The following is a 21,223-nucleotide window of genomic DNA, read 5'->3' as shown; positions in this document are numbered from 1 at the left end:
GCGATCGAAGCCGGATGCGTTCCCTGCGCCTCCGGCTTTCGCATGTTTTCGGCGCACCGGGATCACGCGCTCACACGGCTTTGTGACGCCCCGCCACCTGACACGAATTGGCCATATTGCTATGGGACCGGCATTGGTGATGTAGCTGGTGCGAAATGCGCTGCCCGGCAGGGGCCAACCGCCGCTTTGGCTACCCAGCAATGCAAATATGCGCTTTTTTTAACCGTGTTCCTATAGCCGTAGATTTGAGCCGTGGGATCAGATGGGTAGGATTGATGTCGAATAAGATCGGGTCAGAAGTTCTTTCACGCCGTGCGCTTCTGCGTTCGGCGGTTTCAGCGGGCGCCGCAGTTCTGGCGGCACCGGCATTGGCGCAGGCGCCAATCGACGATCTGATCAACGCCCCGCGCCGCGGCACCTGGGATGACCAGTTCGACGCCAAGGTTACGCGTTCAGCCGTCGGCGTGGTGTCCAACAATCCGGTGCTCGGCCCGGCGGGTCCGGCCAATATTCAGCAAGCCATTATGGACTACCAGCGGATCGTTTCCGGCGGCGGCTGGCCGGAAGTCAATGCATCCACCCGCCTGCAGCTCGGCGTGGTCGACCCGTCCGTTCAAGCGCTCCGCAAGCGCCTGATGATCTCCGGCGACCTTGAGGCTTCGGCCGGCATGTCGAGTTCATTCGACTCCTATGTCGATTCAGGGGTCAAGCGGTTCCAGGCGCGGCATGGCCTGCCGTCCGATGGCAAGATGGGCGAATACACGCTTAAGGCTATGAATATTCCCGCCGACGTGCGGCTGCGCCAGCTCGAGACCAACCAGGTCAGGCTGCAGTCGATGTCTGGCGACCTCGGCTCCCGTTATGTCATGGTCAACATTCCGGCAGCCTATGTCGAAGCCGTTGAAAACGACCGTGTCGCATTGCGCACCAATGCCGTGGTTGGCCGGATCGACCGCCCGACCCATGCGATCAACTCGAAGATCTACGAAGTCATCCTCAATCCCTACTGGACCGCGCCGCGTTCGATCGTCGAAAAGGACATCGTGCCGCTGATGCGCAAGGACCCCACTTATCTGACGCGCAACAACATCCGTCTGATCGACGGCCGCGGCCAGGAAGTGGCGCCCGAGACCGTGGACTGGTTCGCACCCAAGGCACCGAACCTGATGTTCCGTCAGGATCCGGGCAAGATCAACGCCATGGCATCGACCAAGATCAACTTCCACAATCCGAACAACGAATACATGCACGACACGCCCCAGCAGGGCCTGTTCAACAAGCTGATGCGGTTCGAATCGTCCGGCTGCATGCGCATCCAGAACGTTCGCGACCTGACGTCGTGGCTGCTGCGCGATACCGCCGGTTGGTCGCGCCAGGAAATCGAGCGGGTCATCGCCGCCCGTCAGAACACGCCGATCAAGCTGGCCCAGGAAGTTCCGGTCTATATCGTTTATATCACCGCCTGGTCGGCCAAGGACCGCGTCGTACAGTTCCGCGACGATATCTACGAGCGCGACGGCAACCAGGAACTGGCGCTGCAGACCACGACCGGTGTCGAGCGCCCGGCTGGCGCGCCCGATGAGGACCTGCTGCCGCAATAAGCTGCCGCGTACATTTGGAAAGCAAAAGCCGCGCCTCCAAAGGGTGCGGCTTTTTCGCGAGCATCCGTGGCTGGACGCGCAAATGTCGTTCCCCGTATTGCCCTACCGCGGCCGGACAGCTAAGACGCCAGACATCGCCTGAACATCCCTTGAGGAGCTTCGTACATGTCGACTACCGACGCCTTCTTCTCCCGTCCGCTGGCCGAATCCGATCCGGAAATCTTTGGCGCGATCGAGAAGGAACTCGGTCGCCAGCGTCATGAGATCGAGCTGATCGCCTCCGAAAACATCGTGTCGCGCGCCGTGCTCGAAGCGCAGGGCTCGATCATGACGAACAAATATGCCGAAGGCTATCCGGGCAAGCGCTATTACGGCGGTTGCCAATTCGTCGATATTGCCGAGGAATTGGCCATCAAGCGCGCCAAGAAACTGTTCGGCGTCAACTTCGTCAACGTGCAGCCGAATTCCGGCAGCCAGATGAACCAGGCCGTCTTCCTGGCGCTGCTGCAGCCGGGCGACACCTTCATGGGTCTCGACCTCAATTCCGGCGGGCATCTCACCCACGGCTCCCCCGTCAACATGTCCGGCAAGTGGTTCAACGTTGTTTCCTACGGTGTGCGCGAAGAGGACCATCTTCTCGACATGGACGCGGTGGCCGAGAAGGCGCGCACGCATAAGCCGAAGCTGATCATCGCCGGCGGCACCGCCTATTCGCGCATCTGGGATTGGAAGCGTTTTCGCGAGATCGCCGACGAGGTCGGCGCCTATCTGATGGTCGACATGGCCCATATCGCCGGCCTGGTGGCCGGCAACCAGCATCCGTCGCCATTCCCGCATTGCCATGTCGCCACCACCACGACCCATAAGTCGCTACGCGGCCCGCGCGGCGGCATGATCCTCACCAATGACGAGGATCTGGCAAAGAAGTTCAATTCGGCCGTATTCCCTGGCCTGCAGGGTGGTCCGCTGATGCATGTCATCGCCGCCAAGGCCGTGGCGCTGGGTGAGGCTCTGCAGCCCGACTTCCAGGACTACGCGGCGCAGATCGTCAAGAATGCCAAGGCGCTGTCGGAAACCCTGGTGGCTGGCGGCCTCGACATCGTCTCGGGCGGTACCGACAACCACCTCATGCTCGTCGATCTTCGTAAGAAGAACGCGACGGGCAAGCGCGCCGAGGCCGCACTCGGCCGCGCCTATGTGACCTGCAACAAGAACGGCATCCCCTTCGATCCGGAAAAGCCTTTCGTCACCTCCGGCGTTCGTCTCGGCACCCCGGCCGGCACGACCCGCGGCTTCAAGGAGGCCGAGTTCCGTGACATCGGCAACCTGATCGTCGAAGTTCTCGACGGCTTGAAGGTTGCCAATTCCGACGAGGGCAATGCGGCTGTGGAAGCGGGCGTGCGCAGCAAGGTCGTTGCTCTGACCGATCGCTTCCCCATGTATCCCTACATGTAAGATCGAGGAAAGCGGATGCGCTGCCCCTATTGCGGTTCGGAAGATACGCAGGTCAAGGACTCGCGGCCGGCGGAGGATTACACCTCCATCCGCCGGCGGCGCATCTGCCCGGATTGCGGTGGCCGTTTCACCACGTTCGAGCGGGTGCAGCTGCGCGAGCTGATGGTCTTGAAGAAGACCGGCCGCAAGGTGCCGTTCGACCGCAACAAGCTCGTCCGTTCGTTTCAGATCGCGCTGCGCAAGCGGCCGGTCGACAATGATCGCATCGAACGCGCGGTCTCGGGTATCGTCCGTCGGCTTGAAAGCTCCGGCGAGACGGAGATCTCGTCCGAAGGGATCGGTCTGCAGGTGCTCGAGGCTTTGAAGAGCCTCGATGACGTCGCCTTCGTACGCTACGCCTCGGTCTACCGGGACTTCTCCCACGCGGAGGATTTCGAAAAGGTGATCCAGGAGATCAACGCCAAGATCGCACGCGATCCCGGCGCGGAGAGCTGAGCATGTCGGCTGCCGAAGATCGGCGGTTCATGGGCGCGGCGCTGCGCCTGTCGCGCTGGCATTCCGGTGCCACCGGCGCAAATCCGTCGGTCGGCTGCCTTGTCGTGAAGGATGGCAAGATCCTCGGGGCTGCCGTCACGGCGATCTGTGGTAGGCCGCATGCCGAAACCCAGGCGCTTGACTTCGCGGGCGAAGAGGCGCCCGGCGCCACTGCCTATGTGACGCTGGAACCCTGTTCCCACTACGGCAAGACACCTCCTTGCGCCAATGCGCTGGTGGACGCAGGCATTGCCCGGGTCGTCGTCTGCCTGACCGATCCCGATGCGCGGGTATCCGGACGCGGACTTTCCATCTTACGCGATGCAGGGATCGCCGTCGACACAGGGGTTTTGGCGGAAGAGGGGCGGCGGATGCTTGCCGGCTACCTGATGCGCAAAACCAAACAGCGCCCTCATGTCACGCTCAAGCTCGCCTTGTCGGCGGACGGCATGCTGGGGCGGCGCGGCGAGGAGGTTTTGATCACCGGTCCGCTGGCGCGGGCGCAGGTGCATGTGCTTCGCGCCGAAAGTGACGCAATCCTTGTCGGCATCGGTACGGTCATGGCCGATGACCCGGAGCTCAACGTCCGGCTTCCCGGCATGAAGCAGCTGTCCCCCATTCGGATCATTCTCGATCGCCGCCTGGAGCTGCCGCTTACTTCCAACCTCGTGCGCTCGGTGCATGACGTGCCGGTAATCGTCGTAACGTCGCGCGCAACGTCCCTGGACCCGTTGTCCGCGACAACCGAAGACCCACGGGAGGCCCGGCGTCGGGCTTTGTCGGATTCCGGTGTGGAAATTCTTGACGTGTCGGATCTGGCCGAGCTTCTTCGGGTTCTGGCCGATCGCGGCATTTCCTCGCTCTTCGTCGAAGGCGGCGCCAATGTTGCAGCGGCCTTCTTCCATGCCGGCCTTGCCGATCGGGTCATCCTTTCCCAAGGACCGGCGACGATCGGGGAGGGTGGGCTTGAATCGCCGCTCAGCCCCACCGACATGCCACAGGACTATCGCATGATCCGCGCAGAGGCTTTCGGTCCGGATCACTGTTTTGAATTTGAAAGGTCGTCCTGATGTTCACCGGAATTGTCACCGATGTCGGCAGCGTTTCCGCAATCGCTCCTCTCGATGAGGGCGTCCGGCTGCGGATTGCCACCAACTATGATCCGCGCACGATCGATATCGGCGCCTCGATCGCCCATGCCGGCGTCTGCCTGACTGTCACCCATCTTCCGGACGGAGACAGCAACGAGCGGTGGTTCGAAGTCGAGGCCTGGGAAGAGGCGCTGCGGCTGACGACGATTTCATCCTGGGGCGAGGGGACAAAGGTCAACCTGGAGCGCGCCCTCAAGATCGGCGACGAACTTGGCGGCCATATCGTGTCGGGCCATGTGGACGGCAAGGCGGAAATCCTTGCGGTCGAGTCGGAAGGCGAAGCGGTGCGGATCACCCTGAGAGCGCCCGCCGATCTTGCCCGTTTCGTGGCGCCGAAAGGCTCGGTTGCCCTGGATGGCACATCACTGACGGTGAACGCAGTCAAGGGTGACGAATTCGACATCCTGCTGATCCGTCACACGCTCGGCGTAACTACATGGGGGGAGCGACAGGCCGGCGACTTCGTTAATTTCGAAGTTGATACGATGGCCCGCTATGCGGCGCGGCTTGCGGAATTCCCGAAGGACTGATCCCCGCCTGCATCGCCAAACCGACGGTGGATCTCTGCAAACTGCGGGGCAATGCGGGTAAAGACCTGGACAAGGCCGGGGTCGAAATGCTGGCCGCTGTCCTTGAGGATTATGTCGACTGCCTGCTCGTGCGGCATCGCCGGCTTGTAGATGCGCTCGGAAACGAGGGCGTCATACACGTCAGCAATCGCCATGATGCGGCCGCCGATCGGGATTTCTTCGCCCTTCAGCCCTTGGGGATAGCCGCTTCCGTTCCACTTCTCGTGATGGGTATAGGCGATTTCCTTCGCCAGGCTGAGGAAGGGCGTGGTCGAGCCCATATAGCGTTCCGCCGTGGCGATGGCGGCCTGGCCGAGTGCGGCATGGCTCTTCATCACTTCGAATTCTTCCGGCTCCAGCTTGCCTGGCTTCAGGAGAATGCTGTCGGGTATGCCGACCTTGCCGATGTCGTGCAGGGGAGCCGACTTATAAAGCAGATCCACTAGTTCATCCGAGAGTTCCCTGGAATAAGGCTCCTGTTCTTTCATCGCCTCGGCCAGCGCGCGCACATAATGCTGGGTGCGGCGGATATGGTTGCCGGTCTCGTGATCGCGCGTTTCGGCAAGCGAAGCCATGGCGAGGATCATCGCGTCGCGCGCCCGGGCCGCTTCTTCCTTGGCCGCCGCCAGCGAATTGATCAGCGCCACATTGGTCATGGCGACGGCCGCCGTGTTGGCCACGCGCTGGAGGCGCTCGATGCTCTCTTCGGTGGGTCTGGATGCTTTTGCCCAGTATCCTCCGATCGCGCCGACCGGATCGTCCTGGCGCACGGGAACCATGACGAGGCTTTTGACGAAGGTGTTGCTGTAAGCGTCGATCGGCACACGGCTGTCGCGATAGATGTCCTCGATGACGACAGTTTCGCCATGGCGCATGGCCCAGCCGGAAATGCAGGCATTGATAGGAAAGCGCTGACCTTTCCAAAGCGGCCCGATCGCGTCCTCATCGGCATAATAGCAGCTGTCCTGATCCCGAAGAACGAAGGTGATCCCATCTGATCCGATCAGGCCACGCGCGGAGTGACGGACGGCTGCAATGATCTCGTCCATGTTGCGCGCCATCGACATCCGCAGGATGAGATCTTCCATGCTATCAGTTGTCGAGGTTGTCATTACCACAGCGTCTCTCTGCTTTTCCCGGATGAAGGGTATATATAGTTGTTCTAATAAAACGCAAAGGAGAAGCTGAAAATTTGATACTCGCTCGCACATTTGCTTTAGGCTCAATGGAGGTCGCTCGCCGGAGGGTGCCTCAACGCGTTCTCTACCAATTTTCAATGCCGTTATTCGCTCGCTGCATCGCAGCACTCCTGCAAAACCGCTTGCCATTCCGGGCGCGTCGTGTTTTGACCGCGGCCTGTTTACGGAGGCCTTGGCGAAACCGGTCCGATGTCAACGTCGATCCCAACGAAGGTGAAACCCATGCCGCGCGAACCCTCACCCCATATCCTGATCGTCGAGGCCCGCTTCTACGACGACATGGCGGACGCTCTTCTGGAAGGCGCGACCGCTGCCCTTCAGGAAGCCGGCGCCACCTATGATGTGGTGACTGTTCCCGGCGCGCTGGAAGTTCCGCCCGCCATCGCCATGGCTTTGGATGCGGCCGAAGGCGGCGGCACGTCCTATGATGGCTTCGTAGCGCTCGGCATGGTCATCCGCGGCGAAACCTATCATTTCGACATTGTGGCCAACGAGTCCTCGCGGGCTCTGATGGATTTGGCCGTATCGGAATCGCTTGCCATCGGCAACGGCATTCTGACGGTCGAGAATGACGAGCAGGCTTGGGCCCGGGCTCGCCGTTCGGACAAGGACAAAGGCGGCTTTGCTGCCCGTGCAGCACTGACCATGATCAAGCTGCGCGAAAAGCTGAACGGTGGTTGATCCCATGGCCAAGGATTTCGAACAGCCGGTAAAGCCGGCAAACCAGCGTGGTGCAGCGCGTCTCGCTGCCGTGCAGGCACTTTACCAGATGGACATCGGCGGCACCGGAGTTCTTGAAGTCGTCGCCGAATACGAGGCGCATCGTCTTGGCCAGGAAGTCGACGGGGACACCTACCTGAAGGCTGACGCCTCCTGGTTCCGGTCGATCGTCGCAGGTGTCGTGCGTGATCAAACAAAGATCGATCCGATCATCCGCTCCTCGCTGCAGGAAGACTGGCCGCTGTCGCGCCTTGATTCCACCCTGCGCGCTATCCTGCGTGCCGGAACTTTTGAGGTTCTGGAGCGCAAGGACGTGCCCATCGCGGTCATCGTGACTGAATATGTCGAGATCGCCCATGCTTTCTTCGGCGAAGAAGAGCCGCGCATCGTCAATGCGGTTCTCGATCGCATCGCCAAGCAGATCCGCGGCGAAGCCAAGAAATAGCAGGAGAGGGGGCAATGGAGGGGACTGCGAGCGGTACCGCGGCTGATATGCGCACCGTCCGCCGCAGTGTTTATCTCTTAGCCGGGGCACAGGCTGTTCTCGGTGCGGCGGCCCCGCTTTCGATCTCCATCGGCTCGCTGGCAGGCTACCAGCTTCTGGCCGACGACAAGTCTCTTGCCACCGCACCGATCACCGGTTTCAACATCGGCACCGCCTGCGGCGCCGTCATCATCGCTGTCCTGTCTCGGTTCCTCGGCCGCAAGGCGGCCTTTATGGCGGGGGCTGTTATCGGAGCAACGGGCGGAGCGCTTGCGGCGATTGCCTTGTTTCGCGGCGATTTCTGGATCTTTGCCTTCGCGCTTCTGTTGATCGGAACCGGTGCCGGCTTCACCCAGAAGATACGTTTTGCTGCGGCCGATGCTTCGCCATCCTCCTACAAGCCCCGGGCGATTTCGTGGATACTTGGCGCCGGCGTCGTGTCTGCCGTAATCGGACCGCAGCTTGCGATTTGGGCCAAGGATCTGTTTGCGCCGGTGACCTTCGCCGGCGCCTTCCTCGCAATCCTGCCGCTCTCGGTTCTGGCGATCGCCATCCTGGCCTTCCTGCCGCCGGTGGCGCCTCGCGGCACGGCAGGCTTCTCCGAACCAGCCCGACCCTTGAAGGAGATCGTCCGCACCCATCGCTTCCTGACCGGCATGGTCTGCGGCATCGGCACCTATGCGCTGATGACCTTCGTGATGACTGGCGCGCCGCTCACCATGGTCGTCGGCTGCGGCTTTTCCACCGAAATGGCAGCGCTCGGCATCCAATGGCATGTGCTTGCCATGTTCGGGCCGAGCTTTTTCACCGGCATGCTGATCTCCCGCTTCGGCGCAGAAAAAGTCGTCGGCGCCGGTCTCCTGACGTTGATGGCCTGTGCCGTCGTCGCTCATATGGGTGTCGAGCTTTGGAATTTCTGGGTGGCGCTCGTGCTTCTCGGCGTCGGCTGGAATTTCGGCTTTATCGGCTCCACGGCGATCGTCGCATCGAGCTACCGCCCTCAGGAAGCAGACAAGGTCCAGGGCTTTCACGATATCGTCCTGTTCGGCACCGTCGCTCTGTCTTCCTTTTCCTCCGGCAAGGTCTTCATCACCTGGGGCTGGTCCTTCATCAACCTCGTCATCTGGCCCGTGACGCTGGTCTGCCTCATTCTTCTGCTCGCCCTGATCTTCCGGCAGCGCCCCGCGCAATCCGCCTGAACTCTTGTTTTTTCTGGGCTTGACGCGGGTTGTTCTCCACCGCAATCTCGCGCCGCTGGGCGACACTGCTTTCTTGGGAGGGGAGGCGGTCGCCACAGGTTGCACAGCCGGAACGGCTTGGCGCTGGACCGGCGATCAGGGAGAGGAAGAATCGCATGACTGTAATATTAGGTGTGATCGTCTGCGGATTGCTGTCGATCATCTATGCCGGGTGGGCGACGCGTTCCGTGCTTGCCGCCGACCAGGGCAATCAGCGTATGCAGGAGATCGCAGGATATATTCGCGAAGGTGCGCAGGCCTATCTGACGCGCCAGTATATGACCATTGCCATTGTCGGTGTTGTGGTGGCCGTCGCCGTCTGGCTGCTGCTCTCGGGCACCGCTGCCCTCGGCTTCATTATCGGTGCCGTTCTGTCGGGTGCCGCCGGCTTTATCGGCATGCATGTGTCGGTGCGGGCCAATGTTCGCACAGCCCAGGCCGCGTCGCACAGCCTTGCAGCAGGCCTAGACATTGCCTTCAAGTCCGGTGCGATCACCGGCATGCTGGTGGCCGGATTGGCGCTTCTGGGCGTATCCATCTATTACATGATCCTGACATCCGGCCTCGGCCATGCCAGCGGCTCACGTGAGGTCATCGATGCGCTTGTGGCGCTTGGCTTCGGTGCGTCCCTCATCTCCATCTTCGCCCGCCTCGGCGGCGGCATCTTCACCAAGGGCGCCGATGTCGGAGGCGATCTCGTCGGCAAGGTCGAAGCCGGCATTCCCGAAGACGACCCGCGCAATCCGGCAACCATTGCCGACAATGTCGGCGATAATGTCGGCGATTGCGCCGGCATGGCGGCCGACCTCTTCGAAACCTATGCGGTGTCTGTGGTCGCCACCATGGTTCTTGCGGCCATCTTCTTTGCTGGTGCACCGGTGCTGGAAAGCGCCATGATCTATCCGCTTGCCATCTGCGGCGCCTGCATCATCACCTCGATCATCGGCACATTCTTCGTCAAACTCGGCGCCAATGGATCGATCATGGGCGCCCTCTACAAGGGCCTGATCGTCACCGGTCTATTGTCGATCGTCGGCCTTGGCCTGGCGACGTCTATGACTATCGGCTGGGGCACGATCGGCACGGTACAGGGTCTGGAAATCACCGGCACCAAGCTGTTCGTCTGCGGCATTCTCGGTCTCGTGGTCACCGCCCTCATCGTGGTGATCACCGAATACTATACGGGCACCAACAAGCGTCCGGTCAATTCCATTGCCCAAGCCTCGGTTACCGGCCACGGCACCAACGTGATCCAGGGGCTGGCGGTATCGCTGGAATCGACGGCCCTGCCGGCCATCGTCATCGTCGGCGGCATTATCGCCACCTACCAGCTCGGCGGCTTGTTCGGCACCGGCATTGCCGTGACGGCCATGCTCGGGCTTGCCGGCATGATCGTTGCGCTCGATGCTTTCGGCCCGGTGACGGACAATGCCGGCGGCATTGCCGAGATGTCGCATCTTCCGCCGGAAGTGCGCAAATCCACCGATGCGCTGGACGCCGTCGGCAATACCACCAAGGCGGTGACCAAGGGCTATGCCATCGGTTCCGCCGGCCTCGGTGCGCTTGTGCTGTTTGCCGCCTATTCAAACGACCTCAAATACTTCGCGGCCAACAGCGCGCAGTATCCTTACTTCGAAGGCATTGGTGAGATCAATTTCGACCTCTCCAACCCTTATGTCGTGGCGGGCCTCATCTTCGGCGGCCTCATTCCCTATCTGTTCGGCGGCATCGCCATGACGGCAGTCGGACGCGCTGCAGGCTCGATCGTGGAGGAAGTCCGTCGGCAGTTCCGGGAAAAGCCGGGCATCATGCAGGGCACCGAGCGTCCGGATTATGGGCGTGCGGTCGACATCCTGACCCGGGCGGCGATCCGGGAAATGATCATCCCGTCGCTCTTGCCGGTTCTGGCCCCGCTCATCGTCTATTTCGGCGTGCTGCTCGTGTCCGGTGGCGACAAGGCATCGGCCTTTGCGGCGCTCGGCGCTTCACTACTCGGCGTGATCGTCAACGGCCTGTTCGTAGCGATTTCCATGACGTCCGGCGGTGGTGCCTGGGACAATGCCAAGAAGAGTTTCGAAGACGGCTTTGTCGACAAGGACGGCATGCGCCACATGAAGGGGTCGGAAGCCCACAAAGCTTCCGTGACCGGCGATACGGTCGGCGATCCCTACAAGGACACGGCGGGACCGGCGGTCAACCCGGCGATCAAGATCACCAATATCGTTGCCCTGCTGCTGCTGGCCATCCTGGCGGGCTGAGCATCGCGCAAAGGCAAAAGAAAACCCGCGGGAAGCTGCTTCCCGCGGGTTTTTTTGTGACCAGTCAGGCTGCTTACTGGCCCATGCTCTGGAACATGCTCTTGACAGCATTGGCGCCGCTGCTTGCAGCACCGGTGCCGCCGGCCAGCAATTGCTGCAGGAAGCTCAGGTCGCGTCCGCCGGTCGGCGTCGTGCGCGAGATCGTGTCGAAGACCTTGCCGTCCTGCATGGTGTAGTTGGCCCGGCGCGCCACGACACCGTCCTTGTCGAAATAGACGGCGAGCACGCTCTGGTCCACCAGGCGCGGCTTCATGAACGCGGCTGCCCGCTGGCGCTTTTGCGAAATGTAGTAGAAGACCTCGGAATCGAAGGTCGCCGTGGTCGACGGGGTGCCCATGGTCAGCAGAACCTGTTCGCGGCTCGATCCGACCGGAATGAGATTGAGAGACTGCTGGTCGACGACGTAGCCGTTATAGACCGTATCGCCGATTTGCATGGAGGTGCAGCCCGAGACGGCTGTAGATGCGACAAGCAATGCCATCGCGGTTTTGTTCAACGCTCTCATCTCGTACCCGAAAATCCGCTTGTTCAACGGCATCCCCCACATATCAACGCGCCGGCTGACGCCGGGAACTCTGCTGCTCATACCATTGTGGCTATTCCGGGGAAGGGACGGGTGATAACCGAGCCAGCGCCAGAGCCATCATCCCCGTGCGCGCGTCGGCGGAACGGCATTGCAATTCGTGTCTGCTTCGGTAAACCAGCTTTCGGTTCCATGCAACATGGCCAAGCGCCGGCAGGTCCTATTCATGGAAGCTAAAGACGGGAAATTTGATGATCTTCAGCTTGTTCAGCAAGAAGAACCGCAACCAGACCATCGTCAACAGGCAGTACACGGCCTTGACATCGGCTGCCCGGGTTCCTTTCTTCTATAGTGATCTGCATGTGCCGGATACGGTCATGGGCCGATTCGAGATGCTGTCGATCGTCATGATCCTGTTTTTCCGCCGAACTGCAGGCTCTGGCGTCAGCGGCCAGGAATTGGCGCAGGAAATCGTCGACGCCTTCTTCCAGGACATCGATCATTCGATCCGGGAACTGGGAATAGGTGACCAGGGCGTGCCCAAGCGCATGAAGAAGCTGGCCGGCATGTTTTACGGTCGACTGGAAAGCTATGCGGCAGCCTTGGAAGCCAGGGATCGTCTTGGGCTCGCAGGCGCGCTCAGGCGAAACATCCATCCGCAGAAGCAAGATGCTCCCGAAATGACGGCGCTTGCTGACTGGATGATTGCGGCCGAGGCCGGTTTGGCGGCCGTTTCGGAAGATGAGATATCCCGCGGACGGGTCCTGCTTCCTTTGCCGGGCCAATAACCTGCGGGTGAGTGAGGTTTGATGAAACACAGTGATGCTTCGGGCGAAAAGCCTGCTTTTTCCTATCCGGTCAAAGTGGGACATGTCTCCACCAACCCGGTCACGGTGCGGCTGGAGGCCAATGATCGCGAACTTCAGGATCTTGCGCAGGTCTGGAAGGTTCTTTCGGTGGAATCGCTGAAGGCGGATCTGCAGATTGCCCGCTGGAAGAAGGACGGCGTCCGCTTCAAGGGCCGCGTGCAGGCGGAGATCACCCAAGCCTGCGTCGTGACTCTGGAGCCGGTCCGCTCGAAGATCGACGAGCAGTTCGAACAGATCTTCGTGCCCGAAGGCTCCAAGCTCGCGCAGGTCGTCACCGGCGAAAGCGCCGAATTGTTTATTGATCCGGATGGGCCCGATCTGCCGGACACGTTTGCCGGCGACACGATCGATGCTGGCCTCGCGGTCAGCGAATTTGCAGCGCTCGCCATCGATCCTTATCCCCGCAAGCCGGGCGTCGAATTTGCCGACCATATTGAAGGCGACGCCGCCGACAAGGGCGGCCGTCCGAATCCCTTTGCAGTCCTCAAAGACTGGAAAAAGGACTGAGAGCGGTTGTAAGCCGAAACAAAAACTATATTTTGGCCACGATTTCGCCGGCTGGGCCCCGCATGAGCAGGGCCTTGTGACGCGAAAGCTGGAACATGGCACGCTTTGAGCTCTGTGATCGGCGGAAGATAAGGATCAGGAACGGGTGATCAGAATTTCTCTTGACGCCATGGGTGGCGATTTTGGTCCCGAGGTCGTCATTCCTGGTGCCGCCAAAGCCTTGGAACGCCATCCGGACGCCAGCTTTCTTATTTTCGGCCTGAAGGCGCAGTGCGAGCCGCTGCTTGCGAAATATCCCAAACTGGGCGACCGGTCTGTCTTCCACGACTGCGAACTCGCCGTCGGCATGGACGAGAAGCCGAGTGCTGCGCTGCGCCGCGGTCGCTACGTGTCCACCATGTGGCGCGCTATTGATGCCGTGAAGGTGGGCGAAGCCGATGTCGTGGTTTCCGCCGGCAATACCGGGGCCCTGATGGCAATGGCGAAATTCTGTCTGCGCACCATGGCCAATGTCGAGCGGCCCGCAATTGCCGGCATCTGGCCCACTCTGAAGGGCGAAAGCATCGTCCTCGACATCGGCGCGACCATCGGCGCCGATGCCCAGCAGTTGCTCGATTTCGCCATCATGGGCGGCGCCATGGCCCGTTCGCTCTTCGAACTGGACCGGCCAACGGTCGGCCTGCTGAATGTCGGTGTCGAGGAGGTGAAGGGCCAGGAAGAGGTCAAGGAGGCCGGTCGCCTGATCCGCGAAGCCAACCTGCCGACGATCTCCTATCACGGCTTCGTCGAAGGAGACGATATCGGCCGCGGCACCGTCGATGTGGTGGTGACCGAAGGCTTTACCGGCAATATTGCCTTGAAGACAGCGGAAGGAACGGCCCGGCAGATTTCGACCCTTCTGCGTGAAGCCATGTCGCGCACCCTGCTTGCCAAGATCGGCTATCTGCTGGCCAAGCCGGCTTTTGACCGGCTGCGCGAGAAGATGGACCCCAACAAGGTGAATGGCGGCGTCTTCCTCGGCTTGAACGGCATCGTCATCAAGAGCCATGGCGGCACGACGGCCGAGGGCTTTGCCGCGGCAATCGACGTCGGCTACGACATGGCCCGCAACGATCTCAATGCCAAGATCGCGCAAGACTTGAAAATCTATCATGCCAAGCGCCAGCCGTCGGCTGGTCCTGAAGCGGCATGAGCACAGGATAGAAATTGACAATGATCCGTTCAGTTGTTCGCGGTTACGGTGCCGCTTTGCCCAAGCGGGTCGTGACGAACCGCGAGTTGGAAGAAACCGTCGAGACATCCGACGAGTGGATCGTCCAGCGCACCGGCATCCGCCAGCGATACATTGCCGGTGAAGGTGAGACCACCGCGTCCCTGGGTGAGCAGGCGGCCCGCGCCGCGCTCGACAATGCCGGCCTGACGCCGGACGACATCGACCTCGTTCTGGTGGCGACCTCGACACCCAACAATACCTTTCCGGCCACGGCCGTCGAAATCCAGAACAGGCTCGGCATGACGCATGGCTATGCCTTCGACATGCAGGCCGTTTGTACCGGCTTCGTTTATGCCATGGCGACGGCCGATCTCCACATCCGCGGCGGAATGGCGAAACGCGCCTTGGTGATCGGAGCCGAGACCTTTTCGCGCATCCTCGACTGGAACGATCGCACCACCTGCGTCCTGTTTGGCGACGGCGCCGGCGCATTGGTGATCGAAGCTGCCGAAGGGGAGGGCACGATTGCCGACCGCGGTGTCCTCACTTCCCATCTGCGCTCGGACGGCTCGCACAAGGACAAGCTTTATGTCGATGGCGGACCGTCGACCACCGGCACCGTCGGCCATCTGCGGATGGAAGGGCGCGAGGTCTTCAAGCACGCCGTGGCGATGATCACAGACGTCATCGAGGGCGCCTTTGCGGCAACCGGCACCACGGCCGAGGATCTCGATTGGCTGGTGCCGCACCAGGCCAATCGCCGCATCATCGACGGCTCGGCCAAGAAGCTCGGCATCCCGTCCGAGAAAGTCGTGGTGACGGTGGATATGCACGGCAATACATCCGCTGCATCGATCCCGCTGGCGCTCTCTGTCGCCTGTGCCGACGGTCGCATCAAGAAAGGCGATCTCGTCATGCTGGAAGCCATGGGCGGCGGCTTCACCTGGGGCGCGCTAATGGTCCGCTGGTAACAGGACACCTCTTACCCAAAACGGAAATAACCTACCTGAGACAGGCGCTTGACCCTTGCGCTCAAGCAAAATACTCTCTCTCGGCTTTGATAAGATCAATTTGAAAATCGGGCGGGGATCATGGCCGGAAAGACAGTGACGCGGGCGGATCTGGCGGAATCGGTATTTCGCAAGGTCGGGCTTTCCCGGACCGAGTCGGCCGAGCTTGTCGAAACGGTGATCGACGAAATCTGCAATGCCATTGTCCGTGGCGAAGTGGTGAAGCTTTCCTCTTTCGCGACATTTCAGGTGCGGGCCAAGAACGAGCGTATCGGCCGCAATCCCAAGACGGGCGAGGAAGTGCCGATCTCGCCGCGCCGGGTGATGACCTTCAAGGCGTCCAACGTGCTGAAGCAGCGCATTCTCAAGTCGCATACGACCCGCAAGGCCAAGCAGAAGGTCGCCAGCCCGGTCAGCTGATCTTCGCGGCACTTGCCTCCAATCCTGTGAACATACTTGAATCTCGCGATGCAAACCGTTGAGATATGTGCGATTCGCTCACATGATCGTGCTGGCCATCAAGGCTGAAGCTGCGTGTGCGCTAATGGTGGTTCGCTGCCTGGAGACCTGAACTTGGACAAGAGCCCGGACGCCTTTCGTACGATCAGCGAGGTCGCAGACGATCTTGACCTGCCGCAGCACGTCCTGCGGTTTTGGGAAACCCGCTTTCTGCAGATCAAGCCGATGAAGCGTGGCGGCGGGCGGCGCTATTACCGCCCCGAGGATGTGGACTTGCTTAAGGGCATCCGCCACCTGCTTTACGACCACGGCTACACGATCAAGGGCGTCCAGAAGCTCCTGAAGACGAACGGCAACAAGTTCGTGGCGGCGATCGCATCAGGTGATATGGCGACCATGGAAGCCATTATGGCGGCCAATGGCGAAAAGCAGGTTGAGCCGAAGGTGGCGACCGCCGAGGAAGATCAGATCGTCGGCCGTCCCAAAGTCAAGCCGAGCGGCCGCTTCTTCGGCTTCGGCGGTGTCGGCGAGGACGAGGTGCCGGAAGTATCGATCGGCAAGTCAAGCGTCGGAAAGGAGGATCGCGCCCTGCTGCAGGAGGCGCTGTTCGACCTGCTCGAATGCAAGCGGCTTCTCGATCAGGTTCGCTAAGGCGGATCATGCCGTTCACCGAAATTTGACCGTTCAGCAATGGTTCAGATCGACGGGTAGAACATTTACTCCTCTGGAAACACCGAAGGAGACAAAAATGAAGAAACTGGCAATCATCGCCGTGTCGCTGATGACGGCGTTCACCGGCGCCTTGCCTGCCCAAGCCTTTCCTGTCGCAAATGCAGTGAAGGTCGAGGCTGCCCAACCGGCCGCGGAACTGCAGCAGGTGCAGTATTGGCGCCATGACCGCCGCTGGAACGGAGACCGTGGTCGCTGGGGCCGTGACCGCCACGATGGCTACCGTGGCCGTTACTATGGCAACCGTTACGACCGCGGCCGCTACTACCGCCACCACCGCGGTTCCAATGCCGGTGCGATCATCGGCGGTCTGGCCGCAGGTGCGATTATCGGTGGCGCTTTGGCGCAACCCCGATATGTGACGCCTCAGCGACGCTATGTCGGTGGCAATTCACATGTCCAGTATTGCGCAAGCCGCTACCGGTCCTACCGGGCCTATGACAATACCTTCCAGCCCAATTACGGCCCACGCCGCCAGTGCGTATCGCCCTATTGAGCCATAAGCCTGCCGCATCCCGGTCCCGGGATGCGGCCCCACTCGCAATTTCGATCTGCAGGTTGACGCCCGATTTTTTCCTTGCGCCGCCGCGGCCATGTGATTATGGAAAGCATGCTTCTCACGAAGCTGGTCGGGGCGTAGCGCAGCCCGGTAGCGCACTTGACTGGGGGTCAAGGGGTCGTCGGTTCAAATCCGGCCGCCCCGACCAAAAAATCCTTGATACGCAAGGGTTTTCCGTTCTCTCCCCCAACGACCCTCTGGTCGAGAAGAGAACGAAGGGGACACAAATCCCCCAAATGTCTCCTGACATCCCACGACTATTCCCACGACTGGATTTTAGCAGTTTTACATAAGGTTTCCGACCGTTTGACATTCTACGCTCCGATGGTGCCCCATGACAAAACCTCGGGGCCCAGCTTGAGCTCCGGTCCGAGGAGAGTGACTAGCTTTTTCCCCGCCCATACGGTCTCGTCGCCTTTATTTTGAAGAATAATGCCGGAGGTAGATCCGTGAAAAATCAATCGAAGCACACAGAGGCTCTCATGGAGCTAATAGCTGGCCTTATCGCCACCAACCCTCACCAGCGGGGCGGCTTCACGTGGGCGATGATAGCGCAGCCAGAAGTTTGCAAGAAGCTTAACATCTCTCTAGCAACGTTGCGGCGGATTATCAGCCAGCCCCCGTTCAGGCGGCAGCAGGCACGCATCGATGGCACCAACTATTCTTTGCTTCGTGTTGCGGTCCCGGGCGAGGTCGTTGCCACGAAAACACCTGAGCATGTAGGCAACATCATGAAGAAGATTTGGCGGGAGTGGCTAAGCTATCGACTAGCTATGATCATCGCGCAGCGTGATGAGCTGACCGCCAATGATGACAAGCTGAACGGGATCGAAAAGGAAGTTAAGCAGCTTAAGCGTCTCCTTCATCATAAGGAACTAAACCATGCCTGGGGCTGCTTCCGCAATCTAGCAGAGCTCTGGCCGGAGGGGCATCAAGTGGAGATCTTCAAGCTTGTGCTCAGAGACTGGCAGAGCTTCATGGCTGGAGTTAAGGTAGAGATCTGGACGCGGGGAAATGGCGTCGAGAAGTTCTTCACCTTCCCGAGCATCTCAGTTTTGCGCGAGTTCTACAAACCAGCCCTTGAGTTGTACGTGATGGAGCAACAGTCTAAGGCCAATAACCTCTCCCCGGAACTTCGCCAATTGAGCGAATGCATCTATGTCCACTGACAATAATAATACGGGATATTCACCGTTTTTCTCATTCAATCCAGGGGACATATATATTCGCTCACATGAGAATAACGGGTGAGGATCTCGGCTCGGCCTCATCCTCACGCAGTTGCAATCAAATTTCGAATATTTCGGGAAGACTAAGGGCTGCGCCCCTAGCCTCCCATCTCCTGTAGGTTCCGCGAGAGGGCATGTCCCGCGACTTTTACAGGGACACAGCTGCCTTGATGCTTTGTCCAAGCAAACCAGTAGGTATCGCGACTGTCGTCACTGGGATTTTGGACAACCTCGTTGCCAAATGTCTTTTTTGGCGGGAAGACCGCTATCACCCTTTACATGACCCGGTCATAGGTCATCGTCTCTATTGGGTACCTAGTCCTGGGCCTCCTAAAGCACACGCAAGGAGGCGGCTAGTTCATGGACCCGAAAGCAATTCAGAAGCAGTGTAACGCGCAGTTGGCGCAAGAAATGATGGACAGGCGCCCAGGGACATCAGAGGTCGCGCCGCTGCCGATCTCACCATGGCTCGCAATGTCGCTCTTGCAGAAGAGTATCCGGCGGAACGAGGTGCGCTTCGCCCTACAAGCCGCTGCAACCCTTCTTTATGTAGATCCCGAGCGCCTCTGGCGCCGTCTAATCTGCGCAGCTTATGAGGACATCGGTTTGGGTGATTTGGACGCCGTTGCGCTTGTGAACGGCGCTATGGCAGGCAAGCTGTTTCGCCGCTCCCTCGGTGGGGACTGGGCCGTTGCATCTTTCCTGGTGAAACGGCTGGCATCAACCCGCAAATGCCGAGCGGCAGACGATCTGCTGATGGCTCTGCAAGTCCACCCGGCCTACGCGGCGGAGCGTCTATCACTACCATACGAGGATACACCGGATCTGATGCAATACGCCAGCGGCGGCGCTGACCTGATCCCCCGTGCCATAGCTGTCTGCTATGCACTCGGCACCGACCGCTGGCGGCCAGAAGGGCTAACGGGGCGTCGGGGGGAACCAACGTATGTCTTCCAGCACATGCTCGATGCAGGCTATCCACACTGCGTCTTGGAGCTCGCCCGGACCGGGTTTAACCGGGTGCGAGAACCGCTCTCCGCTCTTATGTCTTTCGTGTCTCCGACGTTTCCTGGAGGCTCCGAGGCCTATGGACAGGATGATGATATCGCTGCAACGCACATGGTGGGGGTGGTGCCTATCTGGGCATTGGACCAGTATACTCGGGAGGGCAGGGAAGCATTGCGTCGGTTTCTGTATCGGGACGTAGCCATAACCCGGTTCATCGAAAAGAATGTACCACCACGGCAGAGGCTTAGATTTCTCGGTGGTCTACTTTTCCGGAGTGAAGGTGGCCTTCTCAGGCAACGGTTGCAATGGCACGCTGGGCAATCCCTGCGCAACATTATGGAAGTTGAGGCGAATGGATGCGGGGTCGACAACGCGACTGAAGCCCTTTCAATGCTTCGGCAGGATATGAAGCTTTTGGACCAGGAGCGCCAGAATGCACTTTGATCTCAAAGTTCCCCCGGTCATGGCCAGTGAAATCAATTTCACTGGCCATGAGATCAGTACGCCCACTGTTCAAATGCAATGCAGTGACCTGCCTGAGGACGTCCATCAGCTTGTCTCTTCTTCTCTCTCCGAGGCGACCCGCCGCGCCTATGCATCTGATTTGGCGCATTTCGAGGCTTGGGGCGGAACCATCCCAGCCACAGATCGGATGATTGCTGAGTACTTGGCAGTTCAGTCGAAAGTCGCAAAAGCTGCAACGATCTCTCGCAGGCTTGCCGCTCTGTCGAAAGCCCATGCTGCTCTCGGCGTTTCGAACCCGGTGCGGTCGGAATTAGTGCGCGCCACAATGCGAGGCATCCGCCGCACTCTTGGTATTAAACAGCGGGAGGCCAAGCCGCTGTTGAAGGAAGACTTGTTCGATATCCTCGACGGCACCGGGAGCCGTTTGAGAGATGTAAGAGACAGGGCGTTGTTGCTGATTGGCTTCTCGGGCGGCTTTCGTCGCTCCGAGCTAGTCGGTCTTAACGTGGAGGACATCGAGCATGTTAGGCAAGGCATCGTCATCACATTGCGTAGAAGCAAAACTGACCAAGAAAGTAGAGGTCGTAAAATCGGGGTCCCGTTTGGCCGGGGGCGGTGGTGCCCCGTCAGGGCGCTGGAGGAATGGCTTCATGTAGCCAGCATTTCGAGTGGCCCGATCTTTTGCTCGTTAAACAGGCACGGTCATGTGCTGGAGCGGATGTCTGGCGAGGCAGTGTCGCTAATTGTCAAGGAACGTATCGGCAAGACTGGCCAGGATGCTAGCCTCTTCTCGGGCCACTCTCTCCGGGCGGGCTTCGCGACCAGTGCGGCAATCGCGGGTGTCAGTAGTTATTCTATTCGACAGCAGACTGGTCATGCGAGCGATGCAATGCTGGAGCGCTATATCCGGAAGGCTGACATTTTCAGAGATAATGCGGTAGCGGCAATACTTTGATTATCGCTTGTCGCGGTTCAACGCTGCTTCAAGGACTTCCCTGGCCCAAAGCAAATCAGCCTCAGAAAATCCCGCCAAACGAGCTGTTAAATCTGAATAAGCCCTGGACTTCGCTTCGGGCCGCAAGTTCGGGGTAAAGAGCTCGGCGGGATCAATTCGCAGCGCCGTTGCAAGCTTTTCAATCACGCGAAAGCTGGCGCCGGACGCTCCTATCTCGATCTTCGAGACCATGTCTTTACTGATGCCTGCCTGCTCGGCCAGCTGAAATTGGCTCAAGCCGTTCTTCCTGCGATGTGCTGCCACCAGATTACCGAAGCGCCGGTTCAAATCGTTCATGGGACCTCCGTGAACGATGGGGTAGCGGACCTATCGCAAAACGCGACGTAGCGTGTTTACATACTTCCTTTGACTAGTAATTGGATTACTAT

At 60.0% G+C, this 21,223-nt stretch carries 22 protein-coding genes and 1 tRNA gene; 20 read left to right on the top strand and 3 right to left on the bottom strand.

Annotated elements, in window-relative coordinates:
* The first annotated feature begins 275 nt into the window (after nucleotides 1-275).
* The 5 genes from E2F50_RS09100 (at nucleotide 276) to E2F50_RS09080 (ending at nucleotide 5,271) form a co-directional block, all read left to right on the top strand.
* Nucleotides 276-1,601 (top strand): L,D-transpeptidase family protein, encoded by a 1,326-nt coding sequence (locus E2F50_RS09100; protein ID WP_133315817.1) that lies wholly within the window; start codon nucleotides 276-278, stop codon nucleotides 1,599-1,601.
* A 165-nt stretch (nucleotides 1,602-1,766) separates the two neighbouring features.
* Entirely contained in the window at nucleotides 1,767-3,056 is a 1,290-nt protein-coding gene (glyA, locus tag E2F50_RS09095) for a serine hydroxymethyltransferase (protein ID WP_133315816.1), read from the top strand.
* Nucleotides 3,057-3,071: 15 nt separating this feature from the next.
* A complete protein-coding gene (nrdR, locus tag E2F50_RS09090; RefSeq protein ID WP_133315815.1) occupies nucleotides 3,072-3,551 on the top strand; it encodes a transcriptional regulator NrdR in 480 nt (159 codons plus the stop codon).
* Between the two features lie 2 nt (nucleotides 3,552-3,553).
* A complete protein-coding gene (ribD, locus tag E2F50_RS09085; RefSeq protein ID WP_133315814.1) occupies nucleotides 3,554-4,660 on the top strand; it encodes a bifunctional diaminohydroxyphosphoribosylaminopyrimidine deaminase/5-amino-6-(5-phosphoribosylamino)uracil reductase RibD in 1,107 nt (368 codons plus the stop codon).
* Nucleotides 4,660-5,271: a riboflavin synthase gene (locus E2F50_RS09080; RefSeq protein WP_133315813.1), complete on the top strand. Its 612-nt coding sequence runs from the start codon at nucleotides 4,660-4,662 to the stop codon at nucleotides 5,269-5,271. The genes ribD and E2F50_RS09080 overlap by 1 nt, the downstream gene beginning before the upstream one ends.
* Here E2F50_RS09080 and E2F50_RS09075 read toward each other — a convergent pair.
* Nucleotides 5,235-6,398 (bottom strand): GAF and HD-GYP domain-containing protein, encoded by a 1,164-nt coding sequence (locus tag E2F50_RS09075; RefSeq protein ID WP_210234587.1) that lies wholly within the window; start codon nucleotides 6,396-6,398, stop codon nucleotides 5,235-5,237. The genes E2F50_RS09080 and E2F50_RS09075 overlap by 37 nt on opposite strands.
* Before the next feature lie 333 nt (nucleotides 6,399-6,731).
* Here E2F50_RS09075 and ribH point away from each other — a divergent pair, with 333 nt between their 5' ends.
* From ribH to E2F50_RS09055, 4 genes are all read left to right on the top strand, one after another.
* Entirely contained in the window at nucleotides 6,732-7,190 is a 459-nt protein-coding gene (gene ribH, locus E2F50_RS09070) for a 6,7-dimethyl-8-ribityllumazine synthase (protein ID WP_133315811.1), read from the top strand.
* Nucleotides 7,191-7,194: 4 nt separating this feature from the next.
* Nucleotides 7,195-7,674, top strand: a complete 480-nt coding sequence (gene nusB, locus E2F50_RS09065) for a transcription antitermination factor NusB (RefSeq protein ID WP_133315810.1) — start codon at nucleotides 7,195-7,197, stop codon at nucleotides 7,672-7,674.
* Between the two features lie 14 nt (nucleotides 7,675-7,688).
* On the top strand, nucleotides 7,689-8,912 hold the full coding sequence (locus E2F50_RS09060) for an MFS transporter (protein ID WP_133315809.1): 1,224 nt from the start codon (nucleotides 7,689-7,691) through the stop codon (nucleotides 8,910-8,912).
* Between the two features lie 155 nt (nucleotides 8,913-9,067).
* Complete coding sequence (locus tag E2F50_RS09055) at nucleotides 9,068-11,209, top strand: sodium-translocating pyrophosphatase (RefSeq protein ID WP_133315808.1); 2,142 nt, start codon at nucleotides 9,068-9,070, stop codon at nucleotides 11,207-11,209.
* Between the two features lie 73 nt (nucleotides 11,210-11,282).
* Here the strand turns inward: E2F50_RS09055 and E2F50_RS09050 are convergent, their stop codons facing one another.
* Nucleotides 11,283-11,807, bottom strand: coding sequence for an outer membrane protein assembly factor BamE (locus tag E2F50_RS09050; RefSeq protein ID WP_133316385.1), 525 nt, complete (start codon nucleotides 11,805-11,807; stop codon nucleotides 11,283-11,285).
* 236 nt (nucleotides 11,808-12,043) lie between these two features.
* Between E2F50_RS09050 and E2F50_RS09045 the strand changes: the two genes are divergently transcribed.
* The 11 genes from E2F50_RS09045 (at nucleotide 12,044) to E2F50_RS08995 (ending at nucleotide 20,795) form a co-directional block, all read left to right on the top strand.
* Nucleotides 12,044-12,580 (top strand): ubiquinol-cytochrome C chaperone family protein, encoded by a 537-nt coding sequence (locus tag E2F50_RS09045; protein WP_133315807.1) that lies wholly within the window; start codon nucleotides 12,044-12,046, stop codon nucleotides 12,578-12,580.
* Between the two features lie 21 nt (nucleotides 12,581-12,601).
* Complete coding sequence (locus tag E2F50_RS09040; RefSeq protein WP_133315806.1) at nucleotides 12,602-13,168, top strand: YceD family protein; 567 nt, start codon at nucleotides 12,602-12,604, stop codon at nucleotides 13,166-13,168.
* Between the two features lie 145 nt (nucleotides 13,169-13,313).
* Nucleotides 13,314-14,360 carry a phosphate acyltransferase PlsX gene (gene plsX, locus E2F50_RS09035; protein ID WP_133315805.1) on the top strand — a complete coding sequence of 349 codons (1,047 nt, stop codon included), beginning with the start codon at nucleotides 13,314-13,316 and terminating at the stop codon, nucleotides 14,358-14,360.
* A 20-nt stretch (nucleotides 14,361-14,380) separates the two neighbouring features.
* Nucleotides 14,381-15,352, top strand: a complete 972-nt coding sequence (locus E2F50_RS09030) for a beta-ketoacyl-ACP synthase III (protein WP_133315804.1) — start codon at nucleotides 14,381-14,383, stop codon at nucleotides 15,350-15,352.
* Nucleotides 15,353-15,472: 120 nt separating this feature from the next.
* On the top strand, nucleotides 15,473-15,811 hold the full coding sequence (locus tag E2F50_RS09025) for an integration host factor subunit alpha (protein WP_133315803.1): 339 nt from the start codon (nucleotides 15,473-15,475) through the stop codon (nucleotides 15,809-15,811).
* 153 nt (nucleotides 15,812-15,964) lie between these two features.
* The gene (locus tag E2F50_RS09020; protein ID WP_133315802.1) at nucleotides 15,965-16,501 is read left to right on the top strand and encodes a MerR family transcriptional regulator; all 537 of its coding nucleotides are present in this window, start codon (nucleotides 15,965-15,967) and stop codon (nucleotides 16,499-16,501) included.
* Nucleotides 16,502-16,598: 97 nt separating this feature from the next.
* Entirely contained in the window at nucleotides 16,599-17,075 is a 477-nt protein-coding gene (locus E2F50_RS09015) for a BA14K family protein (protein WP_133315801.1), read from the top strand.
* Between the two features lie 134 nt (nucleotides 17,076-17,209).
* Nucleotides 17,210-17,286, top strand: a tRNA-Pro gene (locus tag E2F50_RS09010).
* A gap of 301 nt (nucleotides 17,287-17,587) precedes the next feature.
* Complete coding sequence (locus E2F50_RS09005) at nucleotides 17,588-18,307, top strand: hypothetical protein (RefSeq protein WP_133315800.1); 720 nt, start codon at nucleotides 17,588-17,590, stop codon at nucleotides 18,305-18,307.
* Nucleotides 18,308-18,727: 420 nt separating this feature from the next.
* The gene (locus E2F50_RS09000) at nucleotides 18,728-19,819 is read left to right on the top strand and encodes a hypothetical protein (RefSeq protein WP_133315799.1); all 1,092 of its coding nucleotides are present in this window, start codon (nucleotides 18,728-18,730) and stop codon (nucleotides 19,817-19,819) included.
* The gene (locus E2F50_RS08995) at nucleotides 19,809-20,795 is read left to right on the top strand and encodes a site-specific integrase (protein ID WP_202615432.1); all 987 of its coding nucleotides are present in this window, start codon (nucleotides 19,809-19,811) and stop codon (nucleotides 20,793-20,795) included. Before E2F50_RS09000 ends, E2F50_RS08995 begins: the two co-directional genes overlap by 11 nt.
* On the opposite strand, the gene E2F50_RS08990 is transcribed toward E2F50_RS08995, so the two are convergent.
* On the bottom strand, nucleotides 20,796-21,131 hold the full coding sequence (locus E2F50_RS08990; RefSeq protein WP_133315798.1) for a helix-turn-helix domain-containing protein: 336 nt from the start codon (nucleotides 21,129-21,131) through the stop codon (nucleotides 20,796-20,798). It abuts the gene before it with no gap.
* Nucleotides 21,132-21,223: the final 92 nt, after the last annotated feature.

This window comes from Rhizobium deserti, assembly GCF_004358025.1.
In the GTDB taxonomy this organism is placed as follows: Bacteria; Pseudomonadota; Alphaproteobacteria; order Rhizobiales; family Rhizobiaceae; genus Neorhizobium; species Neorhizobium deserti.
This window is presented reverse-complemented; position numbering and strand designations above follow the sequence as displayed.

Bases quoted from the DNA above. Each gene is read 5' to 3' on its own strand.
- E2F50_RS09060 (WP_133315809.1), top strand. From the start codon at position 7,689: ATGGAGGGGACTGCGAGCGGTACCGCGGCTGATATGCGCACCGTCCGC.
- nusB (WP_133315810.1), top strand. From the start codon at position 7,195: ATGGCCAAGGATTTCGAACAGCCGGTAAAGCCGGCAAACCAGCGTGGT.
- E2F50_RS09040 (WP_133315806.1), top strand. From the start codon at position 12,602: ATGAAACACAGTGATGCTTCGGGCGAAAAGCCTGCTTTTTCCTATCCG.
- E2F50_RS09055 (WP_133315808.1), top strand. From the start codon at position 9,068: ATGACTGTAATATTAGGTGTGATCGTCTGCGGATTGCTGTCGATCATC.
- nrdR (WP_133315815.1), top strand. From the start codon at position 3,072: ATGCGCTGCCCCTATTGCGGTTCGGAAGATACGCAGGTCAAGGACTCG.
- E2F50_RS09075 (WP_210234587.1), bottom strand. From the start codon at position 6,398: ATGGAAGATCTCATCCTGCGGATGTCGATGGCGCGCAACATGGACGAG.
- ribH (WP_133315811.1), top strand. From the start codon at position 6,732: ATGCCGCGCGAACCCTCACCCCATATCCTGATCGTCGAGGCCCGCTTC.
- E2F50_RS09025 (WP_133315803.1), top strand. From the start codon at position 15,473: ATGGCCGGAAAGACAGTGACGCGGGCGGATCTGGCGGAATCGGTATTT.
- ribD (WP_133315814.1), top strand. From the start codon at position 3,554: ATGTCGGCTGCCGAAGATCGGCGGTTCATGGGCGCGGCGCTGCGCCTG.
- glyA (WP_133315816.1), top strand. From the start codon at position 1,767: ATGTCGACTACCGACGCCTTCTTCTCCCGTCCGCTGGCCGAATCCGAT.
- E2F50_RS08995 (WP_202615432.1), top strand. From the start codon at position 19,809: ATGCACTTTGATCTCAAAGTTCCCCCGGTCATGGCCAGTGAAATCAAT.
- E2F50_RS09080 (WP_133315813.1), top strand. From the start codon at position 4,660: ATGTTCACCGGAATTGTCACCGATGTCGGCAGCGTTTCCGCAATCGCT.
- E2F50_RS09045 (WP_133315807.1), top strand. From the start codon at position 12,044: ATGATCTTCAGCTTGTTCAGCAAGAAGAACCGCAACCAGACCATCGTC.
- E2F50_RS09015 (WP_133315801.1), top strand. From the start codon at position 16,599: ATGAAGAAACTGGCAATCATCGCCGTGTCGCTGATGACGGCGTTCACC.
- E2F50_RS09050 (WP_133316385.1), bottom strand. From the start codon at position 11,807: ATGCCGTTGAACAAGCGGATTTTCGGGTACGAGATGAGAGCGTTGAAC.
- E2F50_RS08990 (WP_133315798.1), bottom strand. From the start codon at position 21,131: ATGAACGATTTGAACCGGCGCTTCGGTAATCTGGTGGCAGCACATCGC.
- E2F50_RS09000 (WP_133315799.1), top strand. From the start codon at position 18,728: ATGGACCCGAAAGCAATTCAGAAGCAGTGTAACGCGCAGTTGGCGCAA.
- E2F50_RS09100 (WP_133315817.1), top strand. From the start codon at position 276: ATGTCGAATAAGATCGGGTCAGAAGTTCTTTCACGCCGTGCGCTTCTG.
- E2F50_RS09030 (WP_133315804.1), top strand. From the start codon at position 14,381: ATGATCCGTTCAGTTGTTCGCGGTTACGGTGCCGCTTTGCCCAAGCGG.